A 21,822-nucleotide genomic window follows, 5' to 3' on the forward strand; every position below is an offset into this window, starting at 1 on the left:
GGGATTGTTGAAGCGTCAATGATCGTTGGCGGAACCGTACGCGGATTCCCCGAGAAAGGCCCCCGATGACCACCACCGAGCACGCCCAGCGCCTCAGCCTGTCCGAAGACGCGCAGGACCTGCTGTTCCGCGAGGCCCGCACGGCCAACACCTTCAGCGACGAGCCGGTCACCGACGAGCAGGTGCGCGCGATCTACGACCTGGTCAAGTGGGGCCCGACGTCGATGAACCAGCAGCCGCTGCGCGCGGTGCTGGTGCGCAGCGACGAGGCCCGCGCGCGGCTGCTGCCGCACCTCATGGAGGGCAACCGGGCGAAGACGGAGCAGGCGCCGCTGGTGGCGATCCTGGCCGCCGACACCGACTTCCACGAGAAGCTGCCGGAGGTGTTCCCGCACGCGCCGCAGGCCAAGGAGATCTTCGCCGAGGAGGGCTTCCGGACCCGCAACGCCCACCTCAACGCCTCGCTCCAGGTGGGCTACTTCCTGCTGGGCGTGCGCGCGGCGGGCCTGGCCGCGGGCCCGATGACCGGTTTCGACGCGGCCGGGATCAACGCCGAGTTCTTCCCGGAGGGCGTCCGGCAGGTGCTCGTCGTGGTCAACATCGGCAAGCCGGGCGAGAACGCCTGGATGGAGCGGCTGCCGCGGCTGGACTACGACCAGGTCGTCACCACGGCCTGAGTCACGGCCTGCGTCACCCGGTCGTGAACTGAGTGAGGGGCACCCTTGCCCAAGTTACTTGGACGAGGGTGCCCCTCACCTACATCCCGAAGGGGTCGTCAGGCCTGGCCGTCGAAGAGGCTGGTGACGGAGCCGTCCTCGAACACCTGGTGGATCGCCTCGGCGACCAGCGGCGCGATGGACAGCACGTTCAGCGTCGGGAACCGGTACTCCTCCGGGATCGGCAGCGTGTTGGTCAGCACGACCTCCTTCGCGCCGCTGCTGGACAGCCGGTCCACCGCCGGGCCGGACAGCACCGCGTGCGTGGCCGCGATGATGACGTCCTTGGCGCCCGAGGCCAGGAGCTGCTCGGTGGCCTTGGTGATCGTGCCACCGGTGTCGATCATGTCGTCGACCAGCACGCACAGCCGACCCTCGACGTCACCGACCACGCGGTTGGCGACGACCTGGTTCGGCTTGCTGGGGTCGCGGGTCTTGTGGATGAACGCCAGCGGCGTGCCGCCGAGGTCGTCGGCCCACTTCTCCGCCACCCGCACCCGGCCGGAGTCGGGGGAGACCACGGTGATCTCCTCGCCGGCGTAGGTGTCCCGGATGTAGCTGGCCAGCAGCTTCTGCGCCATCAGGTGATCCACCGGGCCGTCGAAGAAGCCCTGGATCTGGTCGGTGTGCAGGTCCACCGCCATGATCCGGTCCGCGCCGGCGGTCCGGAACAGGTCGGCGATGAGCCGGGCGGAGATCGGCTCCCGGCCCTTGTGCTTCTTGTCCTGCCGCGCGTAGCCGTAGAACGGCATGACCACGGTGATCCGCTTGGCGCTGGCCCGCTTGAGCGCGTCCACCATGATCAGCTGTTCCATGATGGCGTCGTTGAGCGGGCTGCAGTGCGACTGGATGACGAACGCGTCGCATCCCCGGACCGACTCGTCGTAGCGGACGAAGATCTCACCGTTGGCGAACTTGTACGCCGCCTGCGGCGTGACCGTCACGTCGAGCTGCTTGGCCACCTCCTCGGCCAATTCCGGGTGGCTGCTCCCGGAGAAGAGCTTGAGGCTCTTCTTCGGGGTCGCAGACATAGCACTCACGGTCATCGTCCCTCCCGTGGGACGTCCGTCGTCGGACGTCGTTGGTCGGCGGTCGGTTCTGCATCCGCCAGGGCCGCTCCCGCGGCCTGGTCGGCGGCGGTACCAGGGCGGCGCCGGGCCACCCAGCCTTCGATGTTGCGCTGCCTCCCGCGCGCGACCGCCATCGCGCCCGGGGGGACATCCTGGACGATCACGGAGCCCGCGGCGGTGTAGGCGCCGTCGCCCACCTCGACCGGCGCGACGAACATGTTGTCCGCGCCGGTGCGGGCGTGCGAGCCGATCGTGGTGTGGTGCTTGGCGACGCCGTCGTAGTTGACGAAGACGGTGGCGGCGCCGATGTTGCTGCGCTCGCCGATGGTGGCGTCGCCGACGTAGCTCAGGTGCGGGATCTTGGTGCCCGCGCCGATCGCGGCGTTCTTGGTCTCGACGAAGGTGCCGATCTTGCCGTCGGCGCCCAGCGAGGTGCCCGGCCGCAGGAACGCGAACGGGCCCACCGAGGCGCCCGGACCGACCTCGGCGCCCTCGCCGTGGCTGCGCACCACGGTCGCGCCGGGGCGGATCGCGCAGCCGGTCAGCGTGGTGTCCGGGCCGATCGCGGCGCCCTCGCCGACGGTGGTCCCGGCGCGCAGCTGCACGCCCGGTTCCAGGACCACGTCGCGGTCCAGCTCGACGTCGCAGTCCAGCCACACCGACCCCGGGTCGGTGACGGTCACGCCCGCGCGCATCCAGCGCAGCAGCAGCCTGCGGTTGAGCTCGGCGCCGAGCCGGGAGAGCTGGACCCGGTCGTTGACGCCCTCGACCAGCCACGGGTCCGGGCAGACCAGCGCGCTGACCCGGCGGCCGTCCTCGCGGGCGATCGCCAGCACGTCGGTCAGGTACAGCTCGCCCTGGGCGTTGTCGGTGGACAGCCGGCGCAGCGCGTCGTCGAGCACCGCCGCGTCGAAGGCGTAAACCCCGGAGTTGACCTCGGTGATCGCGGCCTGCTCGGCGGTGGCGTCCTTCTGCTCGACGATGCCGGTGACCTGGCCGTGCGCGTCGCGCAGCAGCCGGCCGTAGCCGGTCGGGTCGTCGACCTCGGCGGAGAGCACGGTCACCGCGTTGCCCGCGTCGCGGTGCTCGGCGAGCAGCCCGCGCAGCGTCGCGGCGTCCAGCAGCGGCACGTCGCCGTAGCTGACCAGCACGGTCCCGGTCCGCGCCGCGGACAGCCGGGACAACCCGCAGGCCACGGCGTGCCCGGTGCCGAGCTGCTCCTCCTGGACCGCGGTGCGGACCTCGCGTCCCAGCGCCGCGGCCACCCCGTCGAGGTGCTCGCCGACCGCCTCCCGCCCGTGGCCGACCACGACCACGAGGTCCTCCGGATCGACCCCCGCCGCGGCGCGCACCGCGTGCTCGACCAGCGGACGCCCGCCGAGCCGGTGCAGCACCTTCGGGGTCGCCGAGCGCATCCGGGTGCCTTCGCCCGCCGCGAGCACGACGGTGCTGATGCGGTCGGCAGGCGCGCCGTCGGCGCCGCGGGAGGAGGGCTGGGCGGTGTCGCCCTGGAGCATCAGCGCTCTCCCTTGATCTAGAAGCTGCTCGCCGGTCCGGGGACCGGGAACCCGGGGGTCCGGCACCTTTCGTCCAAGCGGGTGAAGGGTAACCGGACGGTGATCCCGGGAGGAGCGGTGCCCCTGCCAGCTCCGCCGGTGCGGGCGATCCTACCCGCCGCACGCCCGAGGTTCGCTCCGACACCCCCGCTCCACCTGGGGTTTTGTGATCTTTGTCGGGTCAGCGCGGGTCCGGCGGGATCCACACCGGGGTGACCTCGCCGGTGTCCTCGGCGGCGGCGAAGGCCGCCACCCGGTTCCCGCCGTCCCGCTTGGCCCGGTACATCGCGGCGTCGGCGCGGGCGAGGACCTGGGCGGCGGACTCCTGCGGGCGCATGGCGACCACGCCGATGGACAGCGTCACGCCGCGGGAGAGCTCGCCGGGCAACCGGTCCACCGCCTGCACCGTCCGCCGCAACGCCGCCTCCGCGGCGGCCAGCGTCACCCCCGGCAGCAGCACGACGAACTCGTCACCGCCGTAGCGGGCCACGAAGTCGTCGGTGCGCAGCGTGTCGCGCAGCGTCACCGCGATGGTCCGCAGCACGTCGTCGCCCTCGGCGTGCGAGCACTTGTCGTTGACGCCCTTGAAGCCGTCGAGGTCGACCAGCGCCACCGCCAGCGGCTGCACGTCGGGCGTGCTCAGCAGCGCCTCCAGCCGGTCGTCGAGGGCCCGCCGGTTGGACAGCCCGGTCAGCGGGTCCTGGAGCGCCTGCCGGGTGATCGCGTCGTGCTTGTTGCTCAGCCGGGAGTTCTCCAGGCGGGTCAGCAGGGTGGAGAAGCGGACCTGCCGGGTGGTCCACAGCTCGGCCTCCAGCTCGATCGCGTAGTCCCGCAGCGCCGCGTTGGTGTCGGCGGAGTCCAGCTCGGTGAGCTGCGCGTACTCCCGGGCCAGCGAGATCCGCAGGGTGGGCTCGGAGGTGTCCTGGGTCAGCTCCTCGCGGGTGTTGCCGAGCAGCCGCACCGCCTGCGGGCCGCGACCGGACTCGACCAGGCACCGGGACAGCGCGATCGCCACGATGATCTTCTCGCGGGGGTGGATCGCCCGGTCCAGGGTGCGCAGCACGTCGAGCCGGGGGATGTGCTCGGCGTGCGGCTGGGCCAGCGCGTGCGCCGCGCCGAGCACCGGCATCTGCTCCGAGGCGGGGCGGTCGGAGACCCGGGGGAACAGCGACTCGCGCCACGGGCCCTCCACGGCGACGGCGATGGCGGAGGCGGTGGCGAACCGGGTCGCGGCGTCGCGCTGCTGCCCGATGCGCTCCAGCCGCAGGCCCCAGCCGAGCAGCATCCGGCAGCGGTTGATCATGTGCACGGCGATCTCGTGCGGACCGCCGCTCTCCCGGATGCGGTGGTGGGCGCGGCCCATCACCTCGTCGGCCATCTCGTAGACGCCGAGCTGGGTGAGCACCAGGCCGATGTCGGTGAGCGCGGTGGCCAGCAGCCGTTCCCAGGAGCGGCGGCCCAGGGTGCGGTCCGGGACGAGCTCGTCGTCGAGCATGGCCAGCCCGTGCGCGACCTCGGTCAGCGCGTTGTCCTCGGCGCCGCCCAGCAGCGCGCGCCTGCCGCGCAGCGCGTGCGCGTCGGCCTGCAGCACGACCAGGCCGTGCCTGCGGGTGTGGGTGAGCAGTTCGTCGAGCAGCGGATCGGCGGTGCTGACGGCGTCCTGGGTGGTCAGCCGCATCGCGGCGCAGTGGCGCAGGAGCTGGGAGACGATCCGGGGCTCGCCGCGGCGCTGCGCCTCGGCGAGCAGCTGGTCGGCTTCGCGGATGGTGGCGTGCTGCCCGGCGGTGGTGGAGTGCTGTCCGACCGCGTTGAGCTCCCGAGCGCGACCGACCAACCAGGCGTCGGACACCTCGTGCAACGCGGTCGCCGCCTCGTCCTGAACGGCGGTCGTGTCGTCGCGCAGCGGCGCACACCCCCTGTTCCCCGTTCGTCCCGGCCGGTCGGCGCCACCGGCCGGGCCCGCGGTCACCACCGCGGGTCCGGGAGGGTCGTCCGCTCCGCCGCCAGGATTCGAACCTGGACCATCGGAACCAAAATCCGAGGTGCTGCCTTTACACCACGGCGGATCGCGCGTCGGCGCCCTCCGGAACCGGCGGTCCGTCGCCGGAGCCGCCGCCCGAGCTTACCGGTTCGGTGCGGAAGCCGATGTTGGCTCGCGGACATCGTGGCATGGGCGCCGCCCGGCTCGGGGGCGGGGCGGGCGGCAGCGGCTGCGCGGGCGGGCACGTCGGTGCGACGCGGCGGTGGCGGTGCCGGTTTCACCGCGCCACCGGCCCGAACGGGTGATGTGGCGCTGGGCCCGGCGAAATGCGAGACACGCCCGGGTTGTCGCGACACGCCGGAAGTTTGCGCCCCCGGGGTGACGATTTGGCATCGAAGAACTTACGCTGGCGTAGGTTACGGTGCCGTAGGTCGGAGGTGTCCGGGGCCGTGACCAGCGGAGCTGATCGCCGTTTTCCCACCTCCCAACCAGCAGAGGTAGTGAGTATGACCGCAGCAACCGAACAGGCGGCGCCGCCACCGGCGGGCGCCTCCGGTGGACCGAAGCCGCTGACCGCGGGTTCCCGTTCCACGGGCGCTCAGTCGCTCGTCTACGTCTTCGTCATCGTGCCGTTCCTCGCGCTCATCGGCGCCGTGCCGTTCGCCTGGGGCTGGGGACTGGGCTGGACCGACATCGCGATCGCCGCGGTGTTCTACGTGATCAGCGGGCTGGGCGTCACCGTCGGGTTCCACCGCTTCTTCACGCACGGGGCCTTCAAGACCAACGCCGCGGTCAAGGCCGCGCTGGCCATCGGCGGCATGATGTCGGTGCAGGGGCCGGTGATCACCTGGGTCGCCGACCACCGCAGGCACCACGCCTACTCCGACCGCGACGGCGACCCGCACTCGCCGTGGCGCTTCGGGTCCTCGGCCGGGGCGCTGGCCAAGGGCTTCTGGTACTCGCACATGGGCTGGCTGTTCGAGCGGGACGTCACCAACGTCGACCGCTTCGCCCCGGACCTGGTCAAGGACGGGGCGCTGGTCCGGCTCAACAAGCTGTTCCCGGTGTGGACGCTGGTCAGCTTCCTCGCGCCCGCCCTCATCGGCGGCCTGGTGTCCTGGTCCTGGTGGGGCGCGTTCACCGCCTTCTTCTGGGCCGGGCTGGTGCGGGTCTCGCTGCTGCACCACGTGACCTGGTCGGTGAACTCGATCTGCCACATGATCGGCGAGCGCCCGTTCAAGAGCCGGGACCGCGCCGCCAACTTCTGGCCGCTGGCGATCCTGTCGTTCGGCGAGTCCTGGCACAACTCCCACCACGCCGACCCGACCTGCGCCCGGCACGGCGTGCTGCGCGGCCAGCTCGACATCTCGGCGCGGCTGATCTGGGCCCTGGAGAAGGTCGGCTGGGCCTGGAAGGTCCGGTGGCCCAACGAGAAGCGGCTCGCCCGCATCGCGGTGACCGACTACAAGTCCTGATCCTCGCGACCCCACCGGCGCCCGCCGTTCCTGGCGGGCGCCGGTGCACGTCAGGGGACCGGTCGGTCACCTGCGACCGGCCACGGCTTAGGCTTGCGCGAGTGGCAGGACGGCGACGAGGGCGAGGCACCGACCCGGACAACGGTCCCCCGGCGCGGGCCGCCCGGGTCCGGATGACGGGCAAGGAACGCCGCCAGCAGCTCCTGGACATCGCACGCGCGCTGTTCGCGGAGAAGGGCTTCGACGGCACCTCCATCGAGGAGATCGCGCACCGCGCCGGTGTCTCCAAACCCGTGGTCTACGAGCACTTCGGCGGCAAGGAGGGCGTCTACGCGGTCGTCGTGGACCGCGAGATGCGCAACCTGCTCGACCTGATCGTCTCGGCGCTGTCCGCCGGGCACCCCCGCGAGCTGCTCGAACAGGCCGCGGGCGCGCTGCTGGAGTACATCGACAACTCCACCGACGGCTTCCGGGTGCTGGTCCGCGACTCCCCGGTGGCCAGCACCAGCGGCACCTTCTCCAGCCTGCTCAACGACATCGCCAGCCAGGTCGAGCACATCCTGGGCCTGCAGTTCAGCGCGCGCGGCTACGACGCCAAGCTCGCGCCGCTCTACAGCCAGGCGCTGGTCGGCATGGTCGCGCTGACCGGCCAGTGGTGGCTGGAGGCGAAGAAGCCGAAGAAGGAGGAGGTCGCCGCGCACCTGGTGAACCTCGCCTGGAACGGCCTGTCCCACCTGGAGCACAAACCCCGCCTGGGCACCAAGCGCGGCTGACGTCGGCCGCCGCGCTCGTCGGCGCGTGAGCGGCCACCCACCGGCGAGCCGCGAGCCCCCGGCTCTCACCCGTTCGTGACATGAGTGAGGGGCACCCTGTACCCCATCACGTGGTACACGGTGCCCCTCACCTGGTGAGCGACCACTCGGATGGGTGTTCGGTGCCCGGTCGGTCACCTGTTCGGGACGTGAGTGAGGGGCACCCTTGTCCGTGGTTGGTACATCAGGAGCGGCTCCCGGAGCGAGAAGGCCGCTGAGGTTCCGCCACCTGCACCGCCACGCAGATCGTTCTGGAACAGGTCCTTACTTGGGCAAGGGTGCCCCTCACCTGGATCGAGCGGTCGGGTCAGTTCGCGGTGATGCGGAGGACCTCGTCGTCGGTGCCGTTGTCGGTGGTGACGTAGGCGGCGCCGTCCGGGCCCTGGCGGAGGGTGCGCAGCCGCCCGTGGGTGCCGTCCAGCTCGGGCGGGACGCTGACCTGCTCGACGCGGCCGTCCTCGGCCAGCCGGAACAGCAGCAGCTTGCTGCCCTTGAGGGCCGGGACCGCCAGCACGCCGTCCAGCGCGCCCCACTGCGGTCCGGTCAGGAACCCCGCCCCGGCGATCGCCTCGGTCGGCGAGCCGGAGGACCACACCGCCGGGACCGCGTCCGGGAACCGGTTCAGGTCGGTCATCGGCACCGACTCGTCGTAGGAGTCCTCGGTGCCGCCGCGCGAGGGGTCCCAGCCGTAGTTGCCGCCGGCCCGCAGCGGGTTGATCTCGTCGTCGACGTCCGGCCCGTGCTCGGCGATGAACACCTGGCCGCCGGGCCGCACCGCGACGCCCTGCGGGTTGCGGTGGCCGTAGCTGTACACCAGCCGCTCCGCCGGGTTCGGCGAGTCGGCGAAGGGGTTGTCCGGCAGCGGCGCACCGGTGTCGACGTCCATCCGCAGCACCTTGCCGCCCAGCGAGGTCCGGTCCTGCGGGACGTCGGGCCGGGCGGCGTCGCCGGTGGCCAGCAGCAGCGCGCCGTCCTCGGCCAGCGCCGGGCGGCAGCCCGAGTGCCGTCCGCTGGGGTTCACCGGCAGCCCGGTGAGCAGCGGTTCGCCCACCCGGTCGGCGCGGGAGCCGTCCTCGGCGAGCCGCCAGGTGATCACCCGGACGTCCTCGGCGTGGTTCTGGCAGGTCAGGAACAGGCGGTTGGTGGCGAAGTCCGGGTGCGGCAGCAGGCCCATCAGGCCGCCTTCGCCGCCGACCGCGAGATCGCCGAAGTCGGCCTGCACGGGAGTGGCGGTGGCCCCGGGGGTGAGGCCGTCGAGCAGCGTCAGGCCGCCGGAGCGCTCGGTGACCAGGGCGCGCCCGCCGGGCAGGAAGCCGATGTCCCACGGGTTCTCCAGACCCGAGGCCACCACCTCCACCCGCAGCGCGTTCTCCGGTGCCGAGGTCGGGGTCGTCGGGGCGGGGCCGGGTTCGGGGGCGCACGCGGCGGTCGCGGCGGTCGCGGTGAGCAGGGACAGGGCGGCGAGGCGGTGGCTGAGGACTGCTTTCCGGCGGGGACCATGCGCCGGTGCCGGTGGCGGAACCTCAGCGGTCCCCTCGCTGCGGGATCCCCTCCTGACGTAGCCGTCCGTACGCGGCGTCGGGGCTGTCCTCGCGAGGGGACCGCTGAGAACCCGCGGCGGTGCCGGTTGCCCTGGCGACCGCAAGCGGCTCCGCCGCTTTCCGAAAGGAGCTTTGAGGGTGGCCATGAGCACAGTGTGTGGGATCCGGCACGGCGCGGGACGGGGCGCCAGGGACACGTCACCCGTGCGTCGTAGGCTGGACGAACACCTCCGGACCAGGCCCGAGGCGCATCCGCATCCATCTCGCTGCGAGGTACCTCCATGATCCAGGCAGGCCCCCTGCGCGGGCTGCTCGACGCCGTGCTCCGCGATCCCGCGTTGCGCCGGGTCGCCGATTCCGCAGGTCGCGAACGCCTGGTGATGGAAGGTCCCGCCGCGGCGCGCCCGTTGGTGGCCGCCGCGCTCGCCGCCGCGGACCGCCCGGTGCTGCTGGTCACCGCCACCGGCCGGGAGGCCGAGGAGGCCGCCGCCGCGCTGTCCGATCTGCTCGAACCGAGCGCGATCGAGGTCTTCCCGTCGTGGGAGACGCTGCCGCACGAACGGCTCTCGCCGCGCGCCGACACGGTGGGCCGCCGGTTGTCGGTGCTGCGCAGGCTGGCCCACCCCGAGGAGCACCCGGCCGGCGCGCCCCGGGTCGTGGTCACCACCGTCCGCAGCCTGATCCAGCCGATCGCCCCCGGCCTCGGCGAGCTGCGCCCGGTGCGGCTCGCGGTCGGCGAGGAGCACGACTTCGCCGAGCTGGTCGAGCAGCTCGCCGGGCTCGCCTACGAGCGGGTCGACATGGTGGAGAAGCGCGGTGAGTTCGCGGTGCGCGGCGGCATCGTGGACGTCTTCCCGCCGACCGGGGAGCACCCGCTGCGGGTGGAGTTCTGGGGCGACGAGGTCACCGAGGTCCGCCCGTTCTCCGTCGCCGACCAGCGCTCGCTGCCCGAGGCCGAGAACACCGAGCTGTTCGCCCCCGCCTGCCGCGAACTGCTCATCACCGAGCGGGTGCAGGAGCGCGCCGCCGGGCTCGCCGAGCAGCACCAGGCCGACGGCCAGCTCAACGAGATGCTCGGCAAGATCGCCGCGGGCGCGCCGGTGGAAGGCATGGAGGCGCTGATCCCGGCGCTGTGCGAGGGCGAGATGCGGCTGCTCACCGAGCTCGTCCCCGAGGGCACCCACGTGCTGCTGGCCGATCCGGAGAAGGTCCGGGCCCGCGCCGCCGACCTGGTGCGCACCGGCCAGGAGTTCCTGGAGGCGTCCTGGATGGTCGCCGCCGACGGCGGCAAGGCCCCGATCGACCTCGGCGCCTCCGCGTACCGGGGGCTCGGCGAGGTCGCCGAGCACACCACCGCCATCGGCCGCCCCTGGTGGCTGCTGACCCAGCTCAGCAGCGAGGCCGAGGAGGAGGACGACGAGGTCGTCCGGCTCGCGCTCAAGCCGGTCGAGTCCTACCGCGGCGAGGTCGAGCGGGCCTTCGGCGACCTGCGCGCGCACACCGCGTCCGGCGGGGCGGCGCTGCTGGTGGTGGCCGGTGCGGGTACCGCGCAGCGCGCGGTGCAGCAGTTGCGCGACGGGGAGCTGCCCGCCGCGCTCGCCGAGGACGGGCTCACCGGCGAACCCGAGCCCGGGGTGGTGACCGTGGTGCGCGGCGGGCTGGAGGACGGCTTCGCCGCGCCGGAGGTCGCCCTGGTGGTGCTCACCGAGGCCGATCTGACCGGCGGCCGGGGCGGCACCTCGACCCGCGACATGCGCAAGATGCCGTCGCGGCGGCGCAACGCGGTGGACCCGCTGGCCCTCAAGGCCGGTGACTACGTGGTGCACGAGCAGCACGGCATCGGCAAGTACGTCGAGATGGTGCAGCGCACCGTCGGCGGGGCCACCCGCGAGTACCTGCTGCTGGAGTACGCCTCCAGCAAGCGCGGCCAGCCCGGCGACCGGCTGTTCGTGCCCACCGACCAGCTCGACGAGGTGTCCCGCTACGTCGGCGGCGAGGTCCCCGCGCTGAACAAGCTCGGCGGCTCCGACTGGAAGAGCACCAAGGCCAAGGCGCGCAAGGCGGTCAAGGAGATCGCCGCCGAACTCGTCCAGCTCTACGCCGCGCGGCAGTCCTCGCCCGGGCACGCCTTCGCCGGCGACACCCCGTGGCAGCGGGAGCTGGAGGACGCCTTCCCCTACACCGAGACCGGCGACCAGCTCGCCGCGATCGACGAGGTCAAGACCGACATGGAGCGGGCGGTGCCGATGGACCGGGTGATCTCCGGCGACGTCGGCTACGGCAAGACCGAGATCGCGGTGCGCGCGGCGTTCAAGGCGGTGCAGGACGGCAAGCAGGTCGCCGTGCTGGTGCCGACCACGCTGCTGGCCCAGCAGCACCTGGGCACCTTCACCGACCGGATGCGCTCGTTCCCGGTGCGGGTCAAGGGGCTGTCCCGGTTCACCGACCCGATGGAGTCCGAGCAGACCACCAAGGGTCTCGCCGACGGCGAGGTGGACATCGTGATCGGTACCCACCGGCTGCTGCAGACCGGCATCCGGTACAAGGACCTCGGGCTGGTGATCGTCGACGAGGAGCAGCGCTTCGGCGTCGAGCACAAGGAGCACATCAAGGCCCTGCGGACCCACGTCGACGTGCTGACCATGTCGGCCACGCCGATCCCGCGGACCCTGGAGATGAGCATGGCGGGCATCCGCGAGATGTCCACCATCCTCACCCCGCCGGAGGAGCGCCACCCCGTCCTGACCTACGTCGGCGCCTACGACGAGAAGCAGGTCGCCGCCGCGATCCGCCGCGAGCTGCTGCGCGACGGCCAGGTGTTCTTCGTGCACAACCGGGTGCACGACATCGAGAAGACCGCGCGCCACCTGCGCGAACTGGTCCCCGAGGCGCGGATCGTCACCGGGCACGGGCAGATGAACGAGGAGCGGCTGGAGAAGATCATCCAGGGCTTCTGGGAGCGCGAGCACGACGTGCTGGTGTGCACCACGATCGTGGAGACCGGCCTGGACATCTCCAACGCCAACACGCTGATCGTGGACCGCTCCGACATGCTCGGCCTGGCCCAGCTGCACCAGCTCCGGGGGCGCGTCGGCCGGGCCCGCGAGCGCGGCTACGCCTACTTCCTGTACCCGCCGGAGAAGCCGCTGACCGACCAGGCGCACGACCGGCTGGCGACCATCGCGCAGAACTCCGAGCTCGGCGCGGGCATGGCGGTGGCGATGAAGGACCTGGAGATCCGCGGCGCGGGCAACATCCTCGGTGCCGAGCAGTCCGGGCACATCGCCGGCGTCGGGTTCGACCTGTACGTGCGGCTGGTCGGCGAGGCCGTGGAGAGCTACCGCGCGGCGTTCGGCCGGGAGTCGGGGGAGGAACCCGCCGCCGAGCTCGTCGACGTCCGGGTGGACCTGCCGGTGGACGCGCACATCCCGCACGACTACGTCCCCGGCGAGCGGCTGCGGCTGGAGGCCTACCGCAAGATCGCCAGCGCCGCCGACCCCGACGGGCTGGCCGCGATCCGCGCCGAGCTGGTCGACCGCTACGGCCCGCTGCCCGACCCGGTGGAGCGGCTGCTGGAGGTCGCCCGGTTCCGCCAGGTCTGCCGCGACCACGGCGTCACCGAGGTCACCCTCCAGGGCAACTCGCTGCGGCTGGCACCGGTGGAGCTGGCCGACTCGCAGCAGATGCGGCTCAAGCGGCTGCACCCCAAGTCCGTCTACAAGCCCGCGGTGCGCACCGTGTCGGTGCCGCGCCCGACCGAGGGCGCCGCGGGGGGCCGGATCGGCGCGCCGCCGCTGCGGGACAGCGCGCTGCTGGAGTGGTGCGCGAACCTGCTGGAGTCGTTGCAGCCCGCGCCCGCCCCCACCGGGTGACGTTCGCGGGCGGCGGTCCCCGCGCCGGGGTCCGCCACCCGCACCGCTTCGCGAGCCGGCCACGACAGGGGCTCCGGTGACGGTCTGAGTTGCCGATCTCCCGTGCCGGGTTGACCGTTGACGTGCTGGGATCCGCGCTGCGCGGACACCGCCGTCACCGGGAGGGCGCGGGAGCATGACCGAGCCGGACAAGCCGCACGAGCAGGGGGACGACCCGACCACCGGCGAACCCGAGCTCGGTGCCCGGGAGGCCGAGGCCAAGGGCCGCACGGACATCGTCGTCTTCGGCGTCACGGCCCTGATCACCGTGTTCCTCGTGACGTGGGGCGTGGCCTCCACCGACACCCTGAGCACCGCCGCGACCGCCGCGCTGTCCTGGCTGGTGACCAACATCGGCTGGGGCTACGTGCTCGCCGCCACCGGCTTCGTGATCTTCGCGCTGTGGCTGGCGTTCAGCCGCTACGGCGCGATCCCGCTCGGCGCGGACGACGAAGGACCGGAGTTCCGCACCATCTCGTGGATCGCGATGATGTTCAGCGCGGGCATGGGCATCGGCCTGATGTTCTTCGGCGTCGCCGAGCCGCTCTCGCACTTCGTGGAACCGCCGCCGCGCTCCGCCCCGCCGTTGAGCGACGACGCGGTGGAGACCGCGATGGCCACCTCGCTGTTCCACTGGACGCTGCACCCCTGGTCGATCTACGCCGTCGTGGGGCTGGCCATCGCCTACGGCAGCTTCCGGCGCGGGCGCAAGCAGCTCATCAGCGCCGCCTTCACCCCGCTGCTCGGCGCCAAGCGCGCCGAGGGACCGCTCGGCCGGCTGATCGACATCCTCGCGCTGTTCGCGACGCTGTTCGGCTCGGCCGCCTCGCTGGGGCTGGGCACGCTGCAGATCCAGAGCGGGATGCAGGCCGCCGGGTGGATCGGCAGCGTCGGCACCACGGTGCTGGTCCTCATCATCGTGGTGCTGACCATCTGCTTCATCGTCTCCGCGGTGTCCGGGGTGGCGCGCGGCATCCAGTGGTTGTCGAACATCAACATGGTGCTCGCCGCGCTGCTGGCGTTCTTCCTGTTCGTGGTCGGACCGACGGTGTTCATCCTGGACCTGGTGCCGCTGGCGATCGGCGACTACGTCCGCGACTTCGGCGAGATGGTCTCCCGCTCCGGCGCCACCGGCGGCGCGGCGATGAACGACTGGCTGTCGAGCTGGACCATCTTCTACTGGGCCTGGTGGATCTCCTGGACGCCGTTCGTCGGCATGTTCATCGCCCGGATCAGCCGGGGGCGCACGATCCGGCAGTTCGTCGGCGGCGTGATCCTGGTGCCCAGCGTGGTGAGCATCGTCTGGTTCGCCATCCTCGGCGGCAGCGCCATCAACGCGCAGGCCGGGGGCGCGAACATCTTCGGCTCCGGGGGTGAGGAGGCGCAGACCTTCGCGATGCTGGAGACGCTGCCGATCAGCACGATCACCACGGTCCTGGTGATGATCCTGGTGGCGATCTTCTTCGTCTCCGGCGCCGACGCCGCGTCGGTGGTGATGGGCACGCTGTCCCAGCGCGGGTCGATCGACCCGAACCGGGCCGTGGTGGTGTTCTGGGGCGCGGCCACCGGTGGCGTGGCGGCGATCATGCTCATCGTCGGCGGGGAGGACGCGCTCAGCGGCATCCAGAACCTCACGTTCATCGCCTCCGTGCCGTTCGCGGTGGTGATGATCCTGCTGTGCGTGTCGCTGGTGAAGGACCTGCGCGACGACCCGATGACGCGCCGCGAGGAACTCGGCGCGCAGGTGCTGGAACAGGCCGTGATCAGCGGAACCGAGCTGCACGGCGGGGATTTCCAGCTGGAGATCAGCGCGGCCGAGGACACCGAGGAGGAGCCCGGCGAGGAGTCCGGGCGCGGCGAGGGCGGCTCGGAGGGCTCGCGGGGCTGAGCCGACCCCGCACGGTCAAACGTCCTTCACCCAGCGCCACCGGCGTGAGAGGGTGTCGGCTGTGAGGTCCGCCATGCCGCGCCGAGGGCGCCTGCTCGCTCTGCTCGCCACCGCCGGAGCGCTGCTCGTCGGCTGCTCCGGTCCCAGCCACGCCGGGGCCGCCGCGATCATCGGGGACACCCGCATCCCCGTCTCCGACGTGCAGTCCTGGATGGACGAGGTGATGCGCAAGGAGCCCGCCGCCACGGCGCAGCTCCAGCAGCAGGACCAGCTCGACGACCTGGGCAGGCAGCTCGCGTCCCAGCTCGTGGTGCAGGAGCTGGCCGCGCACGCCGCCCGCGAGGAGTCGCTGGCCGTCACCCCGGAGCAGGTCAACGCCCGGATCGACCGGATGGGCGGGCCGCGGGCCGCCACCGAGGGCGGCATCTACACCGAGGGCAACGTCCGCGACGCGGTCCGGGCCCAGCTGCTGGCCACCGAGCTCGGCCGCAAGTACTTCGACCGGCTCGCCGTCACCATCGACTACACCCAGGCCACCACCCGCGCCGACGCGCAGCGCAAGGCCGAGCGGATGGCCGAGGGCCCGGAGCAGGCCACCGCGCTGGTCGCCGCCGACCGCCGGACCGGTGTCCCCGCCGTGGCCGACCAGCGGTTGCGCGCCGCCGACAGCCCGCAGCTCGCCGCGATGACCCCGCTGTTCGGCGCCGAACCCGGCACCGTGCTGGCCTTCGAGCCCGAGCCCAACAGCGGCCAGTGGCTGATCGCCCGGATCGACCACCGCAGCACCGAGGCCACCGGACCGCCCAGCGGCGCCGACGACCAGCTCCTCCAGCAGTTCGGGTTCAACCTGCTCGGGCACACCGCCCAGCGGGCCGGGCTGGAGCTGAGCCCCCGCTACGGCGTGTGGGACGCCATCGCGCTCACCGCCGCGCCCGGCGAGGGCCAGACCACCGGCTGGCGGATCGAACCCGCGGACCGGCAGTCGTGACGGCCCGGTCGTTCCAGCGCGGGAGCGGCCCCGCGACCTTGGCACAATGGGGTCATGAACGCTGAGCTCCGCGCGGTGGACGGCTGCGCCGTCGTGGTCGTCGACGACCGGCTCGGCGAGGTGCTGCCCGCCGCCGCGGTCCCGGTGCTGCGGACCGCGACCGCCGTGCACGCCGGGACCGGGCTGTCCGCCGCCGCCCGGAGCGAGCTGGGCGCCACCGACCTGCCGCCGCTCGACGACCTGCGCGCCGCCGCCGCCCGCGAACCCGTCGTGGTCGTCGTCGGCGAACCCGACGCCGAGGAGGCCGCGCTGCTGCGCGCCGCCGGTGCGCCGCTGATCGCCGCGCCCGCCCCGCCCGGCGCCGAACTCCTCGACGCGGTCACCGTGATGGACCGGCTGCGCTCGCCCGGCGGCTGCCCGTGGGACGCGGCGCAGGACCACGACACGCTGCGGAAGTACCTCGTCGAGGAGACCTACGAGCTGCTCGACGCGATCCAGCAGCGCGACCGGGCGGCGCTGCGCGAGGAACTCGGCGACGTGCTGCTGCAGGTGCTGTTCCACGCCCGGGTCGCCGCCGAGGACGCGACCGACCCGTTCGGCATCGACGTGGTCGCCGCCGAACTCGTCGGCAAGCTGGTGTCCCGGCACCCGAACGTCTTCGCCGAGGACGGGGCGCTGCTCGACGCCGAGTCCCAGCACGCGCGCTGGGAGGAGCTCAAGCAGCGCGAGAAGCAGCGCGAGTCCATCGTGGACGGTGTCGCGCTGGGGCAGCCCGCGGCGGCGCTGGCCGCCAAGCTGGTGCAGCGCGCGCAGCGGGCGGGCATCCCCGCCGACGCGCTGCCCAGCGGCGGGAGCCCCGGCGCCGAGCTGTTCGGCATCGCCGCCGCGGCCCGCATCGCCGGGGACGACCCGGAGGACCAGTTGCGCGCGGTGGCGCTCGACGTCGCCGACCGCATCCGGTCCGCCGAAGGCCGGGCCCGGGACGCCGGCCGCGATCCGCAGCGGCTCACCGCCGACGAGTGGCGGTCGCTGTTGTCCGATTCGCCCCACCCGGCCGGAACGCGGCCGGAGGCGTGACCCACACTGGGCTGACCGCGCGCCCGACCGGTGCGGCGGTCGCTGCCGAGCACGTCGGCGCGGACAACCCCGCGCGGGCGGTGACGAGCGTGTCGAAGGGGGAGGGATGGCCGTGCGGCGTCGATCCTGGTTGCACTGGATGCCCGCGCTCGCCGCGGTCACCGGTCTCGTGGCCTGTTCCGGGCCGCCGCCGGAGGAGCCCGTCATCCCGCTGGAACTGCCCACCGCCACCGCCCCGCCCGACCCCGGGATCGCCCCGCCCGTCGTGGAGCTGCTCGCCACCGGCGGCCCGGTGCTGGCCCCCGAGGACCGCCCGCAGCGGCAGCTCACCGCGTGGTCCGAAGCGCTGGCCGACGAGCTCAACATCCCCCGCGCCGCGCTCCAGGCCTACGGGTTCACCCAGCGCACCCTGGAGCGGACCGACCCGAGCTGCGGGCTGAGCTGGACGGTGCTCGCCGGGATCGGCGCCGTCGAGTCCAGCCACGGCCGCCACGGCGGCGCCAAGCTCGACATCACCGGACGGCCGAGCCAGGACATCATCGGGCTGCCGCTGGACGGCAGCGAGGGCGTCAAGCGGATCGAGGACACCGACGGCGGTGAACTCGACGGCGACACCGTCTTCGACCGCGCCGTGGGGCCGCTCCAGTTCATCCCGACCACCTGGCAGAAGTGGGCGGTCGACGGCGACGGCGACGGCGTCGCCGACCCGCACGACATCGACGACGCCGCCCTCGCCGCCGCGCACTACATCTGCTCCGGGGGCGCCGACCTGCGCGACCCCGAGGACTTCTGGGCCGCGCTGATCGAGTACAACGAGAGCCGCTCCTACGTGCAGGAAGTCCTCGACTTCGCCGACCACTTCGGCCGCACCAGCAAGACGGTGGCCGTCGAGTAGGTGTTCACCGGCGATCTCCCCGAGTAGCCTGATCCGGTGATCTCGCCCACTTCGACCGCGCTGGCCGCGGTCGGCCGCCTGGCCGTCGCCGCCGGGCTGCTGGTGGCCGTGGCCGGTGGGGTGGGTCTGACCGGCCACCTCAGCGCGCCGCCGCGGGCCCCGATCGCCGGACCGCCGCCCGAACCGGTGCTCGAACGCGCGCCGGTGTCCCCGGGATCCATCGCGCCGCCCGTCGAAGAACCTCCCGAACAGCTCGCCGCACCCGGACCCGAGCCCGACCCGCTGCGCGCCTGGGCCGACGAGGTCGCCGCCGTGGTCGACATCCCGGCCCGCGCGGTCGTCTCCTACGCCCACGCCGACCTCGCCATGCGCGAGCACCAACCCGGCTGCCGCGTCTCCTGGGCCACCCTCGCCGGCATCGGCCGCGTCGAGTCCGACCACGGCCGCTTCGCGCACCGCACCCTCACCGAGGACGCGGTGCCCTCCGAACCGATCATCGGCATCCCCCTCGACGGCCGCCCCGGGGTGCGCGCCATCCACGACACCGATGGCGGCGTCCTCGACGGCGACACCACCTACGACCGCGCCGTCGGGCCCATGCAGTTCATCCCCGGCACCTGGCGCAAGTGGGCCAGCGACGGCAGCGGCGACGGGATCGGCGATCCGCAGAACCTCGACGACGCCGCCATCGCCGCCGCCCGCTACCTCTGCGCCGGGGGGCGGGACATGACCACCGGCGCGGGCTGGTGGGCCGGGGTGATGTCGTACAACAACTCCGTCGAGTACGGGCAGAAGGTGTTCGCCTTGGCCGAGAGCTACGCCGAAGCGGGCAACCGCGGCCTCCGGGAGTGACCCCGCCTTCCGCGGTGCGCCGAACCCCACGATCGGGTGCGGCAGGAGCAGGTGAGGGGCACCCTTGTCCGAGTAACTGGGGCAAGGGTGCCCCTCACTCATAACCCTTTCGGGTGATGGAGCCGGTCGGTCAGCGGCAGCCGGTGGCCGGTCCGGGGGCGAGCGTGCTGCCCTGTCCGGGTGTGTTCGTCGAGGTGAGGGGCACGCTTGTCCGAGTAAGGGGTCTTTTCAGAATGCGGCGGAGCCGCATGCGGTGAGGCACGCAGCTTGCACCGCGGCCCGTGCTCGGACGTGACCGCTCAGCGGTCTTCTCGCGGGGACAGCGCCGATGCCGTGTACGTCGTGGGTACATCAGGAGCGATCCCGCAGCGAGAAGAGCGCTGAGGTTCCGCTACCCGCACCGCCACGCAGGCCGCAGGCCATTGGCGAAAGCGGTCCTTACTGGGGCAAGGGTGCCCCTCACCTCGAGGACTTTCGGCGGTGGGAGGCGCCGCACCGGGCCGGAGCGTTCGCGGGGGAGCCGCTCGGGTCCGGCGGTGGTGGAGCTCGCCGGGGTCGCGGCCCGCGGCACGGGCTCGTGGTGGTGCGGGTGGTCCGGGGCCCCGTCGGGCTCCCGGCGTCGGTGTCAGCCTGCTTCCGGGTGGGTGGCCAGGTAGGCGTTGATCTCGCCCAGGGCTTCCTGGTAGGCCGGGTCCGGGTACATGGTGGCGGCCATCTTGATCTGGGCCCGGGCCTCTTTGATGCGTCCTTGCCGCTGGAGGGTGCGGCCGAGGACCAGCCGTGCGTAGTGATCGGTGGGATCGGCGTCCAGGACGCGGAGGAAGGCGTTCTCCGCCCGCCGGAGCTGCGCGGAGAAGAAGTAGGCGCGCCCGAGCAGGAGCTGGACGCTGGGCTTGTCCTCCGCGATGTCGAGCACGGGCTCGAGGGCCCGGAGCGCTTCCCACGGCCTCCGCCGGGCGACCAAGTCCTCCGCCCGCCGGAACGCTTCCAAGGTTGCGTCAGTCGTCATCGCACCTCCCACGTTACGTGCCATCCGCGCGCTCTTCGAGGGTCCGACCGGATGGTGTGGGCCCGCACCTCCCCGGCCACGTCCGGTGACCGCGCGAGTCTGCGTGAGCCGTTCCGCGGGCCCCGTTAGGCTCGTACCCGGTCGTCGGGCTTGACCCGTCGCGTGCGGGAACGCCGGGGCGGTGCGCAACGTCCGTAGTTCAAATGCTGGTTAGGAGCACACGTGGCGATCATCGAGCAGGTCGGCGCCCGCGAAATCCTGGACTCCCGCGGGAACCCCACCGTCGAGGTCGAAGTGGCACTGGAGGACGGCACCCTGAGCCGGGCGGCGGTCCCCTCCGGCGCTTCGACCGGCGAGCACGAGGCCGTCGAACTGCGCGACGGTGACGCGGCCCGCTACGGCGGCAAGGGCGTGGAGAACGCCGTCGCGGCCGTCCTCGACGAGATCGGTCCGGAGCTGGCGGGCACCGACGCCACCGAGCAGCGGGTCGTCGACCAGAAGCTGGTGGACCTGGACGGTACGCCGGACAAGTCCCGGCTCGGCGCCAACGCCGTGCTCGGCGTGTCGCTCGCGGTGGCCAAGGCGGCGGCCGAGACCTCCGGGCTGGAGCTGTTCCGCTACGTCGGCGGACCGAACGCGCACGTGCTGCCGGTGCCGATGATGAACATCCTCAACGGCGGTGCGCACGCCGACACCGGCGTGGACATCCAGGAGTTCATGATCGCGCCGATCGGTGCGGAGTCGTTCTCCGAGGCGCTGCGCTGGGGCGCCGAGACCTACCAGGCGCTGAAGTCGGTGCTCAAGGCCAAGGGCCTGGCCACCGGCCTCGGCGACGAGGGCGGGTTCGCCCCCGACCTGGCCAACAACCGCGAAGCGCTGGACCTGATCACCTCCGCCATCGAGAAGGCCGGGTACAAGCCGGGTCGCGACATCGTGCTCGCGCTCGACGTGGCCGCGACCGAGTTCTACGAGAACGGTTCCTACTCGTTCGAGAAGACGCAGCGCAGCGCCGCCCAGCTCGCCGAGTACTACGCCGAGCTGCTCAGCGCCTACCCGCTGGTCTCCATCGAGGACCCGCTGTCGGAGGACGACTGGGACGGCTGGGTGCAGCTCACCGAGCAGATCGGCGGCCAGGTGCAGCTCGTCGGCGACGACCTGTTCGTCACCAACCCGGAGCGGCTGGAGGACGGCATCAGCCGGGGCGCCGCGAACGCGCTGCTGGTCAAGGTCAACCAGATCGGCACGCTCTCGGAGACCCTGGACGCGGTCAACCTGGCCACCTCCTGCGGGTACAAGAGCATGATGAGCCACCGCTCCGGCGAAACCGAGGACACCACCATCGCCGACCTCGCGGTGGCCACCGGCTGCGGTCAGCTCAAGTCCGGTGCTCCGGCGCGCAGCGAGCGGGTCGCCAAGTACAACCAGCTCCTGCGCATCGAGGAGAACCTCGGGGAGGCCGCTCGCTACGCCGGTGAGCTGGCCTTCCCCCGCTACACCCCGGAGGGCTGAGTCATGCCGGTGGGACGCGCTTCGCCGGATCGGCGTCGTCGGCGCAGCGAGGGCGAGCAGCCCCGCCAACCGGCGCGCCGGGCGGAGCGCGCCCGCCGGGGCACCGGTGCGAAGGGCAGGCGACCGGGCGGGCAGACCGCCCGGTCGCGGCCCCGGTCCAGCACCGGTGGCGCGTTCAAGCTCTCCTCGACGCGGCGCGCCGCCGCGCTGGCCATGCTGGTGTGCGTCCTGGCGCTCAGCGTGGCGGTGCCGCTGCGCACCTACCTGAGCCAGCGGGCGGAGCTCGCCGAGCAGCAACAGCAGCAGGAGCGCCTCGCCGAGGAGGTGCGGCAGCTCGAGGAGCGCAGGCAGCAGCTCTCCGACCCGGCCCACGTGGAGGCCGAGGCGCGGGCCAGGCTCGGCTACGTCCGCCCGGGCGAGACGGCCTACATCGTGCACCTGCCGGGGGAGCGGGAGCCGGAGCGGCCGCCGAAACCGGAAGACGATTCGGCACCGTGGTACGAGAAGTTGTGGAATTCGGTCGTGGGGAAGGATTCGTGAGG

The 21,822-nt window shown here is 72.7% G+C and carries 16 protein-coding genes and 1 tRNA gene; 11 read left to right on the forward strand and 6 right to left on the reverse strand.

The features are described 5' to 3' along the window. The first annotated feature begins 65 nt into the window (after window positions 1-65). Window positions 66-677, forward strand: coding sequence for a malonic semialdehyde reductase (locus tag ABD976_RS01615; RefSeq protein WP_345355908.1), 612 nt, complete (start codon window positions 66-68; stop codon window positions 675-677). Window positions 678-775: 98 nt separating this feature from the next. Here the strand turns inward: ABD976_RS01615 and ABD976_RS01620 are convergent, their stop codons facing one another. The 4 genes from ABD976_RS01620 to ABD976_RS01635 form a co-directional block, all read right to left on the reverse strand. Continuing rightward, the gene (locus ABD976_RS01620) at window positions 776-1,747 is read right to left on the reverse strand and encodes a ribose-phosphate diphosphokinase (protein ID WP_345355910.1); all 972 of its coding nucleotides are present in this window, start codon (window positions 1,745-1,747) and stop codon (window positions 776-778) included. Window positions 1,748-1,758: 11 nt separating this feature from the next. Continuing rightward, a complete protein-coding gene (gene glmU / locus ABD976_RS01625) occupies window positions 1,759-3,201 on the reverse strand; it encodes a bifunctional UDP-N-acetylglucosamine diphosphorylase/glucosamine-1-phosphate N-acetyltransferase GlmU (protein WP_369774552.1) in 1,443 nt (480 codons plus the stop codon). A 322-nt stretch (window positions 3,202-3,523) separates the two neighbouring features. Then, on the reverse strand, window positions 3,524-5,200 hold the full coding sequence (locus ABD976_RS01630; protein WP_425570064.1) for a GGDEF domain-containing protein: 1,677 nt from the start codon (window positions 5,198-5,200) through the stop codon (window positions 3,524-3,526). Between the two features lie 137 nt (window positions 5,201-5,337). Then, a tRNA-Gln gene (locus ABD976_RS01635) sits at window positions 5,338-5,408 on the reverse strand. A 421-nt stretch (window positions 5,409-5,829) separates the two neighbouring features. On the opposite strand from ABD976_RS01635, the gene ABD976_RS01640 reads away from it, so the two are divergent. Further along, a complete protein-coding gene (locus tag ABD976_RS01640) occupies window positions 5,830-6,798 on the forward strand; it encodes an acyl-CoA desaturase (protein ID WP_345355916.1) in 969 nt (322 codons plus the stop codon). 173 nt (window positions 6,799-6,971) lie between these two features. Beyond that, window positions 6,972-7,571 carry a TetR family transcriptional regulator gene (locus ABD976_RS01645; protein ID WP_345356465.1) on the forward strand — a complete coding sequence of 200 codons (600 nt, stop codon included), beginning with the start codon at window positions 6,972-6,974 and terminating at the stop codon, window positions 7,569-7,571. Window positions 7,572-7,917: 346 nt separating this feature from the next. Here ABD976_RS01645 and ABD976_RS01650 read toward each other — a convergent pair whose 3' ends face one another. Continuing rightward, entirely contained in the window at window positions 7,918-9,066 is a 1,149-nt protein-coding gene (locus ABD976_RS01650) for a PQQ-dependent sugar dehydrogenase (RefSeq protein ID WP_369774551.1), read from the reverse strand. A 366-nt stretch (window positions 9,067-9,432) separates the two neighbouring features. Between ABD976_RS01650 and mfd the strand changes: the two genes are divergently transcribed. From mfd to ABD976_RS01680, 6 genes are all read left to right on the forward strand, one after another. Continuing rightward, complete coding sequence (gene mfd, locus ABD976_RS01655; RefSeq protein ID WP_345355919.1) at window positions 9,433-13,023, forward strand: transcription-repair coupling factor; 3,591 nt, start codon at window positions 9,433-9,435, stop codon at window positions 13,021-13,023. A 175-nt stretch (window positions 13,024-13,198) separates the two neighbouring features. Next, on the forward strand, window positions 13,199-14,950 hold the full coding sequence (locus tag ABD976_RS01660; RefSeq protein ID WP_345355922.1) for a BCCT family transporter: 1,752 nt from the start codon (window positions 13,199-13,201) through the stop codon (window positions 14,948-14,950). Window positions 14,951-15,023: 73 nt separating this feature from the next. Then, window positions 15,024-15,938 carry a SurA N-terminal domain-containing protein gene (locus ABD976_RS01665; protein ID WP_345355925.1) on the forward strand — a complete coding sequence of 305 codons (915 nt, stop codon included), beginning with the start codon at window positions 15,024-15,026 and terminating at the stop codon, window positions 15,936-15,938. Between the two features lie 54 nt (window positions 15,939-15,992). Then, window positions 15,993-17,015 carry a nucleoside triphosphate pyrophosphohydrolase gene (locus ABD976_RS01670; protein WP_345355928.1) on the forward strand — a complete coding sequence of 341 codons (1,023 nt, stop codon included), beginning with the start codon at window positions 15,993-15,995 and terminating at the stop codon, window positions 17,013-17,015. Window positions 17,016-17,127: 112 nt separating this feature from the next. Then, window positions 17,128-17,910 carry a lytic murein transglycosylase gene (locus ABD976_RS01675; protein WP_345355931.1) on the forward strand — a complete coding sequence of 261 codons (783 nt, stop codon included), beginning with the start codon at window positions 17,128-17,130 and terminating at the stop codon, window positions 17,908-17,910. A 36-nt stretch (window positions 17,911-17,946) separates the two neighbouring features. Then, complete coding sequence (locus ABD976_RS01680; protein ID WP_345355934.1) at window positions 17,947-18,762, forward strand: lytic transglycosylase domain-containing protein; 816 nt, start codon at window positions 17,947-17,949, stop codon at window positions 18,760-18,762. Between the two features lie 625 nt (window positions 18,763-19,387). On the opposite strand, the gene ABD976_RS01685 is transcribed toward ABD976_RS01680, so the two are convergent. Beyond that, on the reverse strand, window positions 19,388-19,771 hold the full coding sequence (locus ABD976_RS01685; protein WP_345355937.1) for a tetratricopeptide repeat protein: 384 nt from the start codon (window positions 19,769-19,771) through the stop codon (window positions 19,388-19,390). 222 nt (window positions 19,772-19,993) lie between these two features. Between ABD976_RS01685 and eno the strand changes: the two genes are divergently transcribed. After that, the gene (gene eno / locus ABD976_RS01690; protein WP_345355940.1) at window positions 19,994-21,280 is read left to right on the forward strand and encodes a phosphopyruvate hydratase; all 1,287 of its coding nucleotides are present in this window, start codon (window positions 19,994-19,996) and stop codon (window positions 21,278-21,280) included. Between the two features lie 3 nt (window positions 21,281-21,283). After that, the gene (locus ABD976_RS01695; protein WP_345355943.1) at window positions 21,284-21,820 is read left to right on the forward strand and encodes an FtsB family cell division protein; all 537 of its coding nucleotides are present in this window, start codon (window positions 21,284-21,286) and stop codon (window positions 21,818-21,820) included. Window positions 21,821-21,822: the final 2 nt, after the last annotated feature.

It is taken from the genome of Saccharopolyspora cebuensis, from assembly GCF_039542665.1.
Lineage (GTDB): Bacteria > Actinomycetota > Actinomycetes > Mycobacteriales > Pseudonocardiaceae > Saccharopolyspora > Saccharopolyspora cebuensis.

Coding starts and splice junctions, on each gene's coding strand:
- ABD976_RS01640 (WP_345355916.1), top strand. CDS start 5,830: ATGACCGCAGCAACCGAACAGGCGGCGCCGCCACCGGCGGGCGCCTCC.
- glmU (WP_369774552.1), bottom strand. CDS start 3,201: ATGCGCTCGGCGACCCCGAAGGTGCTGCACCGGCTCGGCGGGCGTCCG.
- ABD976_RS01615 (WP_345355908.1), top strand. CDS start 66: ATGACCACCACCGAGCACGCCCAGCGCCTCAGCCTGTCCGAAGACGCG.
- ABD976_RS01695 (WP_345355943.1), top strand. CDS start 21,284: ATGCCGGTGGGACGCGCTTCGCCGGATCGGCGTCGTCGGCGCAGCGAG.
- ABD976_RS01670 (WP_345355928.1), top strand. CDS start 15,993: ATGAACGCTGAGCTCCGCGCGGTGGACGGCTGCGCCGTCGTGGTCGTC.
- ABD976_RS01660 (WP_345355922.1), top strand. CDS start 13,199: ATGACCGAGCCGGACAAGCCGCACGAGCAGGGGGACGACCCGACCACC.
- ABD976_RS01620 (WP_345355910.1), bottom strand. CDS start 1,747: ATGTCTGCGACCCCGAAGAAGAGCCTCAAGCTCTTCTCCGGGAGCAGC.
- ABD976_RS01665 (WP_345355925.1), top strand. CDS start 15,024: ATGCCGCGCCGAGGGCGCCTGCTCGCTCTGCTCGCCACCGCCGGAGCG.
- mfd (WP_345355919.1), top strand. CDS start 9,433: ATGATCCAGGCAGGCCCCCTGCGCGGGCTGCTCGACGCCGTGCTCCGC.
- ABD976_RS01685 (WP_345355937.1), bottom strand. CDS start 19,771: ATGACGACTGACGCAACCTTGGAAGCGTTCCGGCGGGCGGAGGACTTG.
- ABD976_RS01645 (WP_345356465.1), top strand. CDS start 6,972: ATGACGGGCAAGGAACGCCGCCAGCAGCTCCTGGACATCGCACGCGCG.